Here is a 15,572-nt window from a genome sequence, read left to right as displayed (position 1 = left end):
CCAAATCACTGCACAGTGCGCTCCCCGTTTGGACGATCCCCAGGATAAAAGCCTTGCGTTACGCTCTCTATTTCTCGCCGCCGAAGGATGATCCCCTGACCGGCGCGGCCTCGCTCTGGCTCGGCCGCAATGCGTTCACCGGCGAGACCTATCCTGCACCGGAACATGAGCAGCTGGGTGCTGTAGAACAGTTCGAGCTGACCGCCGACCCCCGCCGCTACGGCTTTCACGCCACGATCAAGGCGCCGTTTTCGCTCGCCTCCTCCGTCACCGAGAAGGATCTCATGACCGTTGCCGAGGACTTTGCCCAGCGCACCCAAGCCTTCGAGATTCCCGAACTTGTGCTTGGCCAGCTCGGCCGTTTTTTTGCCCTCGTTCCCGGTTCTCTTCATCAACCACTTCAGGATTTCGCCGCGAAGGTGGTAAGGTCGTTCGAACCGTTCCGCGCAGCGCTTTCCGAGGCCGATATGGCGCGGCGCAATCCGGAGAAGCTCAGCGACAGCCAGCGCGCCCATCTGCAGCGCTGGGGTTATCCTTACGTTATGGAGGATTTCGGCTTTCACATGACGCTGAGCGGCCAGGTGCCCGAGACACGCGCCGCGGTGATGAAAACGATCCTGACCGAGCGTTTTGCCGATTTCACCGGCCGGCCGCTTTCGATTTCCGGCCTTGCCGTTTTCATCGAGGAGACGCGCGGCGCCCCATTCAAAGTTCATTCCTGGCTGCCGCTTGCCGGCGCCAAAAGCTGAAAGACCTGACGCCATGAGCAAAGAGACCGTGTTTTCCAACGCCCGCATCGTTCTTGAGGACGACATCCTCTCGGGCTCGATCCTCATTCGCGACGGGAAGATCGCCGATATCGCCGAGGGCAACTCGATAGCCGGCGAAGATTTTGAAGGCGACTACATCATTCCCGGCCTTGTCGAGCTGCACACCGACCATCTCGAAGGGCATTATCAGCCGCGCCCCGGCATTCGCTGGAACAAGACCGCTGCCATCCAGGCGCATGACGCCCAGATCGTCACATCAGGCATCACCACGGTGTTCGACTGCCTGCGCATGGGGGCGGACGAGGACGGCGGCTTCGAACATGGCGAGATGCGCGAGATGGCCGATGCCATCCAGTCGGCGGAGACGGAAGGCAGGCTGCGCGCCGAGCACCTGCTTCATTTGCGCTGCGAGGTCTCGGCAGACAATGTGCTCGAACATTTCGCCGATTTCGAAAACGACCGGCATGTGCGGCTCGTCTCGCTGATGGATCATGCGCCCGGCCAACGTCAGTTCCAGACGATGGATCAGTACATTTTCTACTACCAGAAGAAGCGGGGCCTGAGCGACGAGGCCTTCGCCCGTTTCGTCGCCAAGCGCCAGGCAGAATCGGCGCGCAATTCGACGCCGCACCGCAACGCCATCGCCAAGGTCTGCGCCGAGCGCGGCATCACCGTGGCAAGCCATGACGATGCGACGCTCTCGCATGTCGACGAGGCGATCGACAACGGCGTGCGCCTGGCCGAATTCCCGACCAGTTTCGATGCCGCCCGGGCGTCGCACGGACACGGCATGAGCGTGCTGATGGGCGCGCCGAACATCGTGCGCGGCAAATCCCATTCCGGCAATATCGCCGCCCGCGACCTTGCCGAGATGGGCGTGCTCGACGTGCTTTCCTCCGACTACGTGCCGCTCAGCCTGCTGCATGCGCCCTTCATCCTCGCCGACGAGGTCGAGAGCATCAGCCTGCCGAAGGCGATCGCCATGGTAACGTCGACGCCCGCCCGCACCGTCAGCCTCGATGACCGCGGTCGGATCGCGACGGGGCTGCGCGCCGATCTCGTGCGCGTCCACCGTTCGCGCGGCGTGCCGGTGACACGCTCGGTCTGGCGCCAGGGACGCCGTGTCGCATGATGACGTCGCACGAACCCCACGCAGGAGCCGGAGCCGAGCGCGGCATCATGGTCGTCGTCGTCGGACCGAGCGGGGCCGGCAAGGACACGCTGATGAACCTCGCGGCCCGGCGTTTCAAAGGCCGCGACGATGTGCATTTCGTCCGCCGCGTCATCACCCGTCACCGTGACGCCGGCGGCGAGGACCATCTTTCCGTCTCCCTCGAAGGTTTTGCCTCCATGGAGCAGTCAGGCTCCTTCGCCGTCTGGTGGGAAGCGCACGGCCTGAAATACGGCATTCCGGCCGAGGTCTCGGTGGCGCTTTCGCGAGGCCACGTTGTCGTCGCTAACGGTTCACGCTCGGCGCTTCACCGTTTCCAGGCCGCATTCCCGCGGCTTAAGGTCATCAACGTCACCGCCCGCCCCGAAGTGCTCGCCGGCCGGCTGGAGGCGCGCGGACGCGAGACGCATGAAGATATCATGGCCCGGCTCGCCCGCGGACCGCTGACGGTGCGTGGCGAGTATGACGTGGTGGAGCTCGACAATAGCGGCTCGCTCGAAGAGGCCGAGCAGAAGATGATCGAGATCCTCGACGGATTGCTGACCAAGGCGCCCTGAACAGATCGAGAGGAAGGGCATGCGCGCCATCAAGGTGGTCGACTACGATCCTTCCTGGCCGCGGCTATTTGCCGAGATCAGCATCGAGGTCTCCGCCTTGCTCGGTGACCGCCTGCTTTCCATCGATCATATCGGCAGCACGTCGGTGCCTGGCCTGCCGGCCAAGCCGAAGATCGACCTCGATGCGGTGATGATATCGGACGCGTTCCTGGCAGCGGCGATCGAGATCGTGCGCGCTGCCAACTTCGTCTTCCACGGCGATACCGGAGAGCAACGATGGGCCTTCACCCGCGATCATGACGGTTATGGGTTCAAGCTCTATCTTTGCAGGCCCAATAATCGCGGGCATCGGGACCGCATTCTGTTTCGCGATTATCTCAGGGAACACGCCGAGAGGGCCAAGGCCTATGCCGATCTGAAACGCCGGCTGGCTGCTGAGGCAGATGGCGATTGGGATTTTTACACCGGCGGAAAGACCGAGTTTGTCAGCGAGACGGTTCGGCTGGCTGCGTTAAGGACGTAAAACTGGAATCCGTCAGACGCCCTGGCCGCCGGCGATTACTCGCCGTCGCCCCGTCCCGATACGATCTCGCGCTTGCCAACATGGTTGGCCGGGCCGACGAGGCCTTCTTTTTCCATGCGTTCCACCAATGAGGCGGCGCGGTTGTAGCCGATTCCGAGGCGGCGCTGGATGTAGGAGGTCGAGCATTTCTTGTCGCGCAAGACGACCTTGACCGCCTGTTCGTAGAGCTCGTTGCCATCTTCGGAGGCCATGGCGCTCTTGTCGAAGACGGCGCCGGCCTCTTCCTCTTCCGTCTCTTCCTCCTCGTCGGCGGTGACGGTGTCGAGATATTCCGGGCGGCCCTGAGTCTTCAGATGGGCAACGACCTTTTCGACTTCGACATCCGAGACGAAAGGACCGTGGACGCGGGAAATCCGCCCGCCGCCCTGCATATGCAGCATGTCTCCCTGACCGAGCAGCTGCTCGGCGCCCTGTTCGCCGAGAATGGTACGGCTGTCGATCTTCGAGGTCACCTGGAAGGAGATGCGGGTCGGGAAGTTTGCCTTGATCGTGCCGGTGATGACGTCGACCGACGGACGCTGTGTCGCCATGATCAGATGGATGCCGGCGGCGCGCGCCATCTGGGCGAGGCGCTGGATCGCACCTTCGATGTCCTTGCCGGCGACCATCATCAGGTCGGCCATCTCGTCGACGATGACGACGATATAAGGCATCGGCGTCAGGTCCAGCGCCTGGCTTTCCTCGATCGGAGTGCCGGTGCCCTTGTCGAAGCCGACCTGGACCATGACATGGATGGTCTCGCCCTTTTCGCGAGCCTGGGCGACGCGGTCGTTGTAACCGTCGATGTTGCGCACGCCGAGGCGCGACATCTTGCGATAACGCTCCTCCATTTCGCGCACGGCCCATTTCAGCGCCATCACCGCCTTCTTCGGATCGGTGACGACGGGCGTCAGCAGATGCGGGATGCCGTCATAGACGGACAGTTCGAGCATCTTCGGGTCGACCATGATCAGGCGGCACTGTTCCGGCGTCATGCGGTAGAGCAGCGACAGGATCATCGTATTGATCGCGACCGACTTGCCGGAGCCGGTGGTGCCGGCGACAAGCAGATGCGGCATCTTGGCGAGCTCGGCAATGACAGGCTCACCGCCGATGGTCTTGCCGAGGCCGAGCGCCAGCTTGTAACCGCTCTTCTCGAAATCCTGGCTTTCGATCATCTCGCGGAAATAGACGGTTTCACGCGTGACATTCGGCAATTCGATGCCGATGACGTTGCGGCCGGGCACGACGGCGACGCGGGCCGAAAGCGCCGACATCGAGCGGGCAATGTCGTCGGCCAGACCGATGACACGGGACGATTTCACGCCCGGCGCCGGCTCGAATTCATAGAGGGTGACGACGGGACCGGGGCGGACATGGATGATCTCGCCCTTGATGCCGAAATCTTCCAGCACGCTTTCCAGAAGCCCGGCATTCTGCTCCAGCGTCTCCTGCGACATGATCTCGCCGAGGCGTTCCGGCGGCTCCTGCAGCAGCGCGCGCGGCGGGAATTCATAGCCGGATGCGTCGATCCTTTCGGGTCTCACGGCCAGGCGCGGCGACGGCAGAACCGCGGCGACGGGCGGCGTGCGCTGCGGTGCCGGCGCGGCCTGAGGGGCCGATGCAATTTGAGGGGTTGGCGTGACCTGAGTGGCTGGCGCAGCCTGAGGTGCCAGCATGACCGGTGCCTCGACAATAATGCGCCCGGGCTTTTCCAGGGACGGGGCGGCGGCAGGGCGCACGGCAACCTTCGTGGAGACCGCGGCGGGCTGCGGGGCCGGGCGGGAGACGACGGGAGCGGGGGCCGGCCGGCCGGGGCGCCATTCCATGATCCGGAACAGCGACGTGATCGATTCGGGCGAGGTCTCGGTCTTCGGGAACGATATCAACGGCGACGCGCGAACCGGCTCTGCCTCTTCGAAGGCCATGACTTCCCAGAAGGCGAAATCCGAAATGGAGGAAAGTTCGGCGCTGGCGCGGAAAGCCGGCGCGCCGGGCTCGTCAAGCAAAGGTGACTGCTGCAGTTCGATCCTGTGCGGTGCTGCGGAAATTTCGTCCGGCTCCGGCAGATAGATATCGAACGGCACGTCGACGGCAACCGGCTCTATCCGTATCGCCTGCTGTCCAATCTGCGAATCATCGCGATCCGGCTCATTCGGCACGCGCCGCCTGCTGATCAGCGTTTCCGGCGTGCGGGTGAAACGGACATTCGGGGCGAGGGAAAAGTTGCTCTGCCAGATGGGTGCCGCCGGCTTCTCCCCTGGGTTTTCCTCCGGAAGGTCCGTTTCAATCTCGCTGGAAAAATCTCCGGCATCCGTCAAATTGGTTCTGGGAAAACGCATGCGTCCGCTACTCACTCATGCTTTGCAAATTACGACCCTACCGGGATAGAAAAGGAAGGTTAATAAGTTCCTTCCTGCCGTATCGTTCCGATACGGTTCCGGGAGATAAATCGCTGCACTTTCAAAGAGTTCTGGCAGCGAGAAAAATCTTTGCGATTTTTGGGGAGCTTTTAGTGCGCCTCGTCCCAATTGGTGGCAGCGCGTGCATCGACCCTTAGCGGCACACGCATTTCCAGCGCCGGCATGGTGGCGTTTTCCATGACCGAGACGATGACCGGCATCGCCTTTTCGACATCCCCGTCCTCGACCTCGAAGATGAGTTCGTCATGCACCTGCAGCAGCATGCGGACGCGATCGGCAAGGCCGACTTCAACGAGCGCCGGCTCTATCTTGATCATCGCCCGGCGAATGACGTCGGCAGCCGAGCCCTGGATCGGCGCATTGATCGCCGCACGCTCGTTAAAGGCGCGCACGGATGGATTGGACGAGCGGATTTCGGGATAGTTGATGCGGCGGCCGAATATCGTTTCGACATAACCCTTGTCGCGCGCCATGGCCTTTCGGCTTTCCATATAGTCGCGGATGCCGGGGAAACGCTCGAAATACTTCTTGATGTAGTCGCCGGCTTCCGAACGCTCGATCGAAAGCTGATTGGCAAGGCCGAAGGCCGAGATGCCGTAGATGATGCCGAAATTGATCGCCTTGGCGCGGCGGCGCACCTCGCCCGGCATGCCTTCCACCGGCACGCCGAACATTTCTGACGCCGTCATGGCGTGGATGTCGACGCCATCTTCGAAGGCCTTGGTCAGTTGCGGGATCTCGGCCACATGGGCAAGCACGCGCAGTTCGATCTGGCTGTAGTCGGCGGAGATCAGCTTGTGGCCGGGCGTCGAGATGAAAGCGGTGCGGATCTTGCGGCCTTCTGCGGTGCGCACCGGAATGTTCTGCAGGTTCGGCTCGGAGGAGGACAGGCGCCCCGTGGTGGTCGATGCCAGCGAGTAGGAGGTGTGGACCCGCTTTGTCTCGGGGTGAACGTAACCCGGAAGCGCGTCGGTATAGGTGGATTTCAGCTTGGTGACCTGGCGCCAGTCGACGATCTTGCGCGGCAATTCGAAACCGGCGGCGGCCAGATCCTCGAGCACCTGCGCGGAGGTGGACCATTGGCCTGTCTTGGTCTTGTTGCCGCCGGCAAGGCCCATCTTGCCGAACAGGATATCGCCCAGCTGCTTCGGCGAACCGATATTGAAACGTTCGCCGGCCAGCACGTAAATCTCGTCCTCCAGCCTCGTTGCACTCTGGGCCAGCTCGCCGGAGAGGCGCGACAGGATCTGTCGGTCGACGGTGATGCCGCGCGCTTCCATGCGCGCCAGCACCGGCAATAGCGGCCGCTCCAGCCGTTCATAGACGCTGGTCAGCCCTGCCGCCGCCAGCCGCGGCTTCAGCACCAGCCAGAGGCGCAGCGTCACGTCGGCATCTTCGGCGGCATAGTGGGTGGCGCGGTCAATATCGACGAGATCGAAGGTGACGTTTGCCTTGCCGCTGCCTGCCACGTCCTTGTAGGGGATCGGCGTATGGCCGAGGAATTTTTCCGAGAGCGGGTCCATGCCGTGCGCGCCGGTGCCGGCGTCGAGCACGTAGGAGATCAGCATCGTGTCGTCGAAGCTCCTGATCTCGATGCCGTAGCGCTTCATCAGCAGGTAGTCGTATTTCAGGTTCTGGGCGACCTTGAGAACCGATTCGTCTTCCAGCAATGCCTTCAGCCGTGGCAGGGCATCGCCCATCGGGATCTGGTCTTCGGCAAGACCGCCGCCGAGCAGATCGCCGACGCCGTTCTTGTGGACGAGCGGTATATAGGCGGCGCGGATCTTCGTGCCGGTGGGATCGGCCGTATTGTCGGCGATCGCCATCGAGAAGCCGACAAGTTCGGCCTGCATCGCATCCAGCGACGTGGTCTCGGTATCGAAAGCAACGAGGCCGGTAGCGCGCGCATCGGCGATCCATCGGTCGAGCGTCGCCAGGTCGCGGATCGTCACATAGGCCGAATGATCGAAGGGCAGCGTCGCGAAGGCCTCGGCCCGCGCCTTGGCAAGATCGGCGGGCGAAAAGGCGCCTTCGACGGCGGCTTTCGCCTTCGCCCGCTGAGGCACCGGCACGGATTGGCCCGAGACCTCGGGGATGCCGCCGGCAACGGGCTCGGGCTCGGCCGCATCGAGATCCGGGCCGCGGGCCGCCTCACCCCATTCGATGCGGACGACCGCCGGTTCGATGGCGCTGGCATCGCAATCGCAGACTTCGGCGACGCGGCGCGTCAGCGTGGTGAATTCCATCGTCTTCAGGAAGCCGATCAGCTTCGGGCCGTTCTGCGGTTCCAGCACCAGCCCGTCGAGATCGAGATCGAGCGGCACGTCGGTGCGCAGCCGCACGAGGTCGCGTGAGAGCCTGGCCATGTCGATATTGGCGAGGATCGTCTCGCGGCGTTTGACCTGCTTGATCTCGGTGGCGCGTTCGAGCAGCGTGTCGAGATCGCCGTATTCCTCGAGAAGCTGGGCGGCGGTCTTCGGGCCGATGCCGGGAATGCCGGGAACATTGTCGACGGAATCGCCGGTCATCGCCTGCAGGTCGATCATCTTTTCCGGCGGCACGCCCCATTTTTCGATCACATCGGGAATGCCGATCTGCTTGTCCTTCATGCTGTCGTACATATGGACGTTGGGGCTGACGAGCTGCATCAGATCCTTATCGGAGGAGACGATGGTGACATCGGCGCCGGTCGCCTCGGCCTGGCGGGCATAGGTCGCGATGATGTCGTCGGCCTCGAAGCCTTCGGTCTCGATGCAGGGCAAATTGAAGGCGCGGGTCGCCTCTCTTATAAGGCCGAATTGCGGGATGAGCTCTTCCGGCGGAGCGGAACGGTTCGCCTTGTAGGCGTCGTAGAGATCCTTGCGAAACGTCTTGGCCGAATAATCGAAAATGACGGCAAGATGCGTCGGCGTCACGCCGACATCGGTGTTGCGCGCGTCCCTCAGCAGCTTCCACAGCATGTTGCAGAAACCGGACACGGCGCCGATCGGCAGGCCGTCGGTCTTGCGGGTCAGCGGCGGCAGTGCATGAAACGCCCGGAAGATGAATCCGGAACCATCGACTAGGAAGAGGTGATCGCCTTTTTTCATGCGTGCATGGATAGCGCGGGCATGGGACGAGGTCCATATAGAGTTCGGCATAAAATTCGGCGCGCGAAAAGGATTATGGCGTTCAGTGGGCTACGGCGCCCGCGCGTATTTTCGGACGCGCAAAGGAGGCTGAGCACTTGGCGTTGCTGCATAATTTTATCCTTCCATCGATTCCGATCTCAGGAATTGTGCGGCAGCGATTCCGGCTCACCAAACTGTTACCGATTTGTAACGTTCGCTCTCCCTTGAAAAACCACATTCTGAGCCACAAATCCATCTCACCGGCGCTTGATTGCGTCGCGGGTCTGATTACCGGCTTGTCCCCCGCCGCGTCAGGCTTGGACAAAGGCCTTATCCCCCTCTCCGGGCCTTTGTCCCCACTTTAAAGTCGCCATGGCCAACCTCCAGGCCATGGCGACTTTTGTTTTTTCCAGGCACTCGAAATTCTGCTCGCCGCTTGCATGTTTAGGAGCATCGTATGCGATTTGCTGCATTGTCTCCGGCATGGTTTTGAGCCTAACTTGCAATCATGGGATTTAACCGCATGGATTCGGGAGCCTACCTTGCCAGCCAGCTGGCGAAGGGTTTTGCCCGCTCGCTGCACCAGCGCGCGGTCGGGCTCGGTTTTTCTCCCGGCCAGTTTCCCATTCTGCTGGAGCTCTGGGCCGAGGACGGGCTGACCCAGAAACAGCTTCTCGAGCGGGTCGATATCGAGCAGGCGACCATGGCCAATACGCTTTCGCGCATGGTCCGCGACGGATTGATCGAACGCCGACCGCATCCGTCCGACAAGCGGGCGCAACTGATCTTCCTGACGCCGAAGGCGCGCGCCATGGAGGCCGAGGCGATCGAAGCCGCGCGCGAGGCCGACCTTGCGCTGTTCAAAGGTTTCCGGGTTTTCGAGCGCGAGCTGACGCTCGAATATATCCGCCGGCTTCTGGAAAACGCCAAGGCGCTCTGACCGAAAAGAGCCACCGCTCGCACGACTAATCTGTGCCGTCCGGCGCTTTGCGCGCGCCGCCGATTTTTGTTTTTTTCCGCCTCGCATGCCTTTCCGGTTTGGTCTATCGTCCGGCCGAATTTCGAAAAGGAGTCGAAAATGACGGATGTACAACAGGTGCTTGCACGCGCGGATCAGAACCTTTCCACGAGTCTCGAAAAGCTGTTCGAGCTTCTGCGCATCCAGTCGATTTCCACCGATCCCGCCTATAAAGCCGAATGCCGGAAAGCCGCCGAATGGCTCGTCGCCTATCTCGGGACGCTCGGCTTTACAGCCTCGGTGCGCGATACGCCTGGCCATCCGATGGTGGTCGCCCATCATGCCGGCGCGTCCGCCGATGCGCCGCATGTTCTGTTCTACGGCCACTACGACGTTCAGCCGGTCGACCCGATCGAGCTCTGGGAAAACGACCCCTTCGAGCCATCGATCAAGGATGTCGGCGAGGGCCGCAAGATCCTGACCGGCCGCGGCACCTCCGACGACAAGGGCCAGTTGATGACCTTTGTCGAGGCTTGCCGCGCCTATAAGGAGATCAACGGCGCGCTTCCCTGCCGCGTCACCATCCTCTTCGAGGGCGAGGAGGAATCCGGCTCGCCCTCCCTGAAGCCCTTCCTCGAAGCCAATGCCGCCGAGCTCAAGGCCGACTATGCGCTGGTCTGCGATACCGGCATGTGGGACCGTGACACGCCGGCGATCGCCGCAGCGCTGCGCGGCCTCGTCGGCGAGGAAGTGATCGTGACGGCCGCCGATCGCGACCTGCATTCCGGTCTCTTCGGCGGCGCGGCAGCCAATCCGATCCATATTCTCGTCGAGGCTCTTGCCGGCCTGCACGACGAGACGGGGCGCATCACGCTTGACGGCTTCTATGACGGTGTCGAGGAAACGCCCGACAACATCAAGTCGTCATGGGAGACGCTCGGCAAGACCGCGGAGAGCTTCCTCGGCGAAGTCGGCCTTTCCATTCCATCGGGCGAAAAAGGCCGCTCGGTGCTGGAACTCACCTGGGCGCGGCCGACCGCCGAAATCAACGGCATCTGGGGCGGATATACCGGCGAAGGCTTCAAGACGGTGATTGCCGCCAAGGCTTCTGCGAAGGTTTCGTTCCGCCTCGTCGGAACGCAGGATCCGGCCGCCATTCGCGAGGCCTTCCGTAGCTATATCAGCGCGAAGATTCCCGCCGATTGCTCGGTCGAGTTCCATCCGCATGGCGGCTCGCCGGCGATCCATCTCTCCTATGATTCGCCTGTTCTCACCAAGGCGAAGAACGCGCTTTCCGACGAGTGGCCGAAACCCGCCATCGTCATCGGCATGGGTGGGTCGATCCCGATCGTCGGAGATTTCCAGAAGATGCTCGGCATGGAATCGCTGCTCGTCGGCTTCGGCCTCAGCGACGATCGCATCCACTCGCCGAACGAGAAATACGAGCTTGTCTCCTACCACAAGGGCATCCGCTCCTGGGTGCGGATTCTTCAGGCGCTCGCCGCCTGAACGCGGGCTCGCCTTGCAAGCCGGCGCTCTAGCAAAATCGCAAGAAACAAAAAGGCCGGTTCGACCCGGCCTTTCGTCATCCGCTCATCTCAGTGCCAGTTCATCCGTGGTCAAGGAGCAAGCGGGTATTGCAGTGAGACTGCCGCCGAAAGGTTAACGGGCCGTTAACGGTATCGACCCTTGCAGGAAGCACCGCTCGCGGCTCCAGGGGCGATGACAGACATTTCGCCGTTCAAGCTGCGTTCATCGCGTGCCATATATAAGCCATTGAAAGATAAGACCAATAACAACGCCCAAACACCTGCGGGCGATCGCTCTATCTTTTGTTTCAGTGGCATATGCCTGAAAAACGTGCCAACAAGGACTGAGAAGCGTGAAAAATCTCTTTGTTAAAATCGCAGCCGCCGGCCTGCTTATGCTGGCGCCTGCCATAGCGCGGGCTGCCGAGGGTTACTCGACGGCGAACGTCAACATGCGTGCCGGTCCGAGCACCCGATATCCTGCCGTTGCCGTCATACCCGCCGGTTCTTCCGTCGAGATCCGCGGATGCCTTTCTGACGTCAACTGGTGCGACGTCGAGTTCTACGGCGGCCGCGGCTGGGTTTCCGGCCAGTACGTGCAGGCCCTCTACCAGCAGCGCCGCGTCTATGTCGGCCCGCAATATTACCGTCCGCTCGGCATTCCGATGATTCGCTTCAGCGTCGACAATTATTGGGGCCGCTACTACCGCAACCGCGATTTCTATCGCGACCGTGACCGCTGGAGCCGCGGCCCGGACTATTACTACCGCGACCGCGACAATCGGGATCGCGACCGAGATCGGGATAATCGGGATCGCGACCGGAACTGGCGCGAGCGGGATGGCGACCGAGATGGGCGCAACCGCGATCGTGACTGGCGCGACGACAGTCAAAGGGACGATCGGCAAAGAGGTGAACGGCAGAGGGACGACCGGAGAGGCGATGATCGCAGGCCGGACCGCAGGGATTTTGATTGCCGCCCGGGCGATCCCACCTGCGACGAATGAATAGAAAGGGGGCGGCCGCGCCGCCCTCCAAGTTTGCCAAGCCAAGGGCAAACATCCAAGAAAAAGCCCGGCGCTCCCCTTGGGAGGGATGCACCGGGCCTGATGTCGATCGGCACGCGTTGAGGGGAGACGGCCGATCATTCGCGGGACGTGAGGGGCTGTCCCGCTTCTTCATAAACAATCGCGAAGCCTATTGGTTCCACCTGCTGCATAATTCCTTGAAACGGACCCGATTTGAGGAAACACTATGCGGCAATTCAATGTGTTACAGCATTTTTATGTTTCTCGAAAAGACGCGCGGCACTGAAAAAATGCGTCGTATCATCAGTGATTCACGTGACGCACTTCAGGTCTTTTTTCATGAGGCGTGCGGCTTGGCCGGTGAGCGCAAGATAAGAGAAGCATCGATCCTCGAATGCAGTCACCGACAATTTGATGTGAGGCTATCGCGTTGCTCTTGTTTTGCGGGATTGTTTATTGCATTTTTGTGAAGTTGCGGATCGATTTTGATCCGTTCGAGGCTGGACCCTGATGACGCAAGACTACCTGGCTTTCTTCGGGCTTTTCGCCCCTCGGGCGGCCGCCATAGATGTTACCGTTTGGCACAAACACAACCCTATCCTGCCTGTGCGCCTCACCGATGGGGCTAACCTCAACCCTTCCGGCCAGATCTGGCGCCGCTTTCATCTGGGCGAGTGGGAATATAAGCAGGACCCGGAAACGCTCGACGATTACGAGGCCCGCCAGTTCTGACAAGCGGCGCCATCTGCTTTGCTTTCCATTATTAACACCCCGTTAAATCGCCGCATTTACAGTTCAGTCGGATGATCACGTCGGCACTCAAAGTGCTCCAGCGTCCTTTGCGCGCCTGAATAGACGCGCGGCGCTGGAGAAGAGCGCCGTTATGCGAAGCTGACTTCGCGATCGAACATGGGGTGTGACCGGTCCGCGATGGCAGGCAGAGGCAGATCAGGCGACAGAATAGAACCGTCCTTCAGCGGCCGCCCGGCACGCGACGATGATGAATTTTCGCTCGATGACGATGATCGCATTGCCGGAGGCCGATCCCAGCGCCGCGGTGGCGCAAAACCTCCGCCACGGCGTGCCGCCCCCCGGCGGCGGCGCGAGCCGCGCGAGCACGATGGCGGCGGGTTTTTCGGCTTTATGCGCCGCGTGACCTACTGGTGCGTCGTGCTTTTCATCTGGGCCGGCATCGGCGTTGCCGGGCTCGTGGTCTATTATGGCTCGCGCATGCCGAGCGCCAGCACGTGGGCGATCCCGGAACGGCCGCCGAACGTCAAGATTACCGCCGTCGACGGCAGCGTCATTGCCAATCGCGGCGCCACCGGCGGCGAGGCACTGTCGCTCGAAAACATGTCGCCCTATATTCCGGAAGCCGTCATCGCCATCGAGGATCGGCGTTTCTATTCGCATTTCGGCGTCGATCCGCTCGGCCTCGGCCGGGCGATCGTGACCAATCTCACGGCTGGCCACATGGTCCAGGGTGGCTCGACGCTGACGCAGCAGCTTGCCAAGAACCTCTTCCTCTCGCCTGAAAGAACGCTGGAACGCAAGGTGCAGGAGGTGCTGCTGTCGCTCTGGCTGGAGCAGAATTACACCAAGGACCAGATCCTTGCCATGTATCTCAACCGGGTGTTCTTCGGATCGAACGCCTATGGCGTCGAGGCAGCCTCGCGCCGCTACTTCAACAAATCGGCGCGTGACGTAAACCTCGGCGAGGCCGCGGTGCTTGCCGGCCTGCTCAAGGCGCCGTCGCGGCTTTCGCCGGCCCGCGATGCGGAAGCTGCGAATGCACGCGCCCAGCTCGTGCTCGCGGCGATGCGCGAACAGGGCTTCATCACCGATTCCGAGGTCAAGACGGCGATGTCGCAGACCCCGGCTTCGGCCAAGAGCTACTGGTCCGGCGCCGGGCACTATGTCGCCGACATGGTGATGGACGCGCTGCCGGGTCTGATCGGCGACGTCAAGGAAGACGTCATCGTCGATACGACCATCGACAAATCGCTGGAAAGGAAAGCCGAGCAATCGCTGGTCGACGTACTCGACAAGGAGGGCGGCAAGCTCGACGCCTCGCAGGCGGCCCTCGTCTCGATCGACGGCACCGGCGCGATCCGGGCGCTGGTCGGCGGCAGGGATTATGCGACGAGCCAGTTCAACCGCGCCGTCAAGGCTAAACGCCAGCCAGGTTCCTCGTTCAAGCCCTTCGTCTATGCCGCAGCACTCGAGAAGGGGCTGACGCCCTATTCGGTGTTCAACGACGCGCCGATCCGGATCGGCGACTGGACGCCCGAGAATTACGAGAAAAAATACAATGGCGAAGTGACGCTGGCGACCGCGCTTGCCAAGTCGCTGAACACGGTGGCCGCCCAGCTGGTGATGTATGACGGGCCGGATCAGGTGATCAAGCTTGCCCACCGGCTCGGCATCGAAAGCGAGCTGCAGCCGAACGCCTCGATTGCGCTCGGCACGTCCGAGGTGTCGCTGATGGAACTCACCGCCGCCTATGCCGCCTTCATGAACGGCGGCTACAAGGCGACGCCGCACGTCATCCGCCGGGTGACGACGGCCGAGGGCAAGGTTCTCTACGAAAATACCTATGACAGCCCGCCGCGCGTGCTGTCCGAGCAGATCGTCGCCCAGATGGATGCGATGATGATGGGCGTCATCGACAACGGCACCGGCAAGAGCGCCAAGATCCCCGGCTGGCAGGCGGCGGGAAAGACTGGCACCACCCAGAATTCGCGCGACGCGCTCTTCGTCGGCTTCACCAGCAATCTCACCACCGGGGTCTGGTTCGGCAATGACGACGGCAAGCCGATGAAGAAAGTGACCGGCGGCGGCTTGCCGGCCAAGGCCTGGAAGGAATTCATGATCGCCGCCCACAAGGGTCTTTCGCCGGCACCGCTCTTCGGCAACGGCCAGTTGATCGCCGATCCGAACAATGGTCAGCCGATGGCGCAGGCACCGGGCGATGGGCAGCTGGGCAGTGGACAACCGATGACGGCCGAGGCGCCGCCATCGACGATCGGCGGCATCATTTCCGGCGTCTTCGGCGGCGACGACAATGCAAACCGCTATCCGCAAGCGCCTGCCCGGCAGCAGGCGGCAACCTCTGGCAACGGCCCGGTTCCTCCCGCAGACATTGCCGAAGGCGGGGGTTCGAACTATGAGGGCATGGTGCCGCCTGGGGATGTCGGGGGCGCGCAGACAACCTCTTCCGTCCAGCCGCGGCGCACGACGCTGCTCGATCTGATCATGGGCCAGTGAGATCTTTGCTGCATGCCCGGCGCACGCCCGATGCTCTAAAGCGCGCCATGATCTTTCGGATTCGCGCCTCGCGCTTGCGGTCTTTGTTTTACGCATGTCGTTGTCGCAAAAACGCTGCACGGTTTTGCGCGACATGCTTCAGAAATCGGCCGGTTTCCGGGCATGGGGCGACCTCTTTCCCGGCTACTGTCAAAATT

12 protein-coding genes are annotated in these 15,572 nt (G+C 62.0%); 10 read left to right on the top strand and 2 right to left on the bottom strand.

All coding sequences use genetic code 11. The features are described 5' to 3' along the window. Nucleotides 1-53: 53 nt before the first annotated feature. The 4 genes from V8P77_RS19995 to V8P77_RS19980 are packed head-to-tail and all read left to right on the top strand — an operon-like array spanning nt 54 to nt 3,021. Entirely contained in the window at nt 54-749 is a 696-nt protein-coding gene (locus tag V8P77_RS19995; protein ID WP_335913926.1) for a DUF1045 domain-containing protein, read from the top strand. Between the two features lie 13 nt (nt 750-762). After that, entirely contained in the window at nt 763-1,902 is a 1,140-nt protein-coding gene (locus tag V8P77_RS19990) for an alpha-D-ribose 1-methylphosphonate 5-triphosphate diphosphatase (protein ID WP_335913925.1), read from the top strand. After that, nucleotides 1,902-2,498, top strand: a complete 597-nt coding sequence (gene phnN / locus V8P77_RS19985; protein ID WP_335914048.1) for a phosphonate metabolism protein/1,5-bisphosphokinase (PRPP-forming) PhnN — start codon at nt 1,902-1,904, stop codon at nt 2,496-2,498. The genes V8P77_RS19990 and phnN overlap by 1 nt, the downstream gene beginning before the upstream one ends. A 19-nt stretch (nt 2,499-2,517) precedes the next feature. Next, on the top strand, nt 2,518-3,021 hold the full coding sequence (locus V8P77_RS19980; RefSeq protein WP_335913924.1) for a GrpB family protein: 504 nt from the start codon (nt 2,518-2,520) through the stop codon (nt 3,019-3,021). A gap of 35 nt (nt 3,022-3,056) precedes the next feature. Here V8P77_RS19980 and V8P77_RS19975 read toward each other — a convergent pair whose 3' ends face one another. Then, a complete protein-coding gene (locus tag V8P77_RS19975; protein ID WP_335913923.1) occupies nt 3,057-5,402 on the bottom strand; it encodes a DNA translocase FtsK in 2,346 nt (781 codons plus the stop codon). A gap of 170 nt (nt 5,403-5,572) precedes the next feature. After that, complete coding sequence (gene polA / locus V8P77_RS19970) at nt 5,573-8,572, bottom strand: DNA polymerase I (RefSeq protein WP_335913922.1); 3,000 nt, start codon at nt 8,570-8,572, stop codon at nt 5,573-5,575. 544 nt (nt 8,573-9,116) lie between these two features. Here polA and V8P77_RS19965 point away from each other — a divergent pair. The 6 genes from V8P77_RS19965 to V8P77_RS19940 all read left to right on the top strand — a co-directional run bounded on the left by V8P77_RS19965 (nt 9,117) and on the right by V8P77_RS19940 (nt 15,375). Beyond that, entirely contained in the window at nt 9,117-9,533 is a 417-nt protein-coding gene (locus tag V8P77_RS19965) for a MarR family winged helix-turn-helix transcriptional regulator (protein ID WP_335913921.1), read from the top strand. 138 nt (nt 9,534-9,671) lie between these two features. Then, nucleotides 9,672-11,060, top strand: a complete 1,389-nt coding sequence (locus V8P77_RS19960) for a dipeptidase (RefSeq protein ID WP_335913920.1) — start codon at nt 9,672-9,674, stop codon at nt 11,058-11,060. Nucleotides 11,061-11,433: 373 nt separating this feature from the next. Beyond that, nucleotides 11,434-12,087, top strand: coding sequence for an SH3 domain-containing protein (locus tag V8P77_RS19955; protein WP_335913919.1), 654 nt, complete (start codon nt 11,434-11,436; stop codon nt 12,085-12,087). Next, the gene (locus V8P77_RS19950) at nt 12,084-12,578 is read left to right on the top strand and encodes a hypothetical protein (protein WP_335913918.1); all 495 of its coding nucleotides are present in this window, start codon (nt 12,084-12,086) and stop codon (nt 12,576-12,578) included. The genes V8P77_RS19955 and V8P77_RS19950 overlap by 4 nt, the downstream gene beginning before the upstream one ends. 40 nt (nt 12,579-12,618) lie before the next feature. Continuing rightward, nucleotides 12,619-12,840: a hypothetical protein gene (locus tag V8P77_RS19945; RefSeq protein ID WP_168345541.1), complete on the top strand. Its 222-nt coding sequence runs from the start codon at nt 12,619-12,621 to the stop codon at nt 12,838-12,840. A gap of 198 nt (nt 12,841-13,038) precedes the next feature. Beyond that, nucleotides 13,039-15,375 carry a transglycosylase domain-containing protein gene (locus V8P77_RS19940; RefSeq protein ID WP_335913917.1) on the top strand — a complete coding sequence of 779 codons (2,337 nt, stop codon included), beginning with the start codon at nt 13,039-13,041 and terminating at the stop codon, nt 15,373-15,375. Nucleotides 15,376-15,572: the final 197 nt, after the last annotated feature.

It is taken from the genome of Rhizobium aouanii (assembly GCF_037002925.1).
GTDB classification, from domain to species: Bacteria; Pseudomonadota; Alphaproteobacteria; order Rhizobiales; family Rhizobiaceae; genus Rhizobium; species Rhizobium aouanii.
The sequence above is the reverse complement of the archived record's forward strand: the minus strand, read 5'-3'. Positions and strand labels throughout refer to the sequence as shown.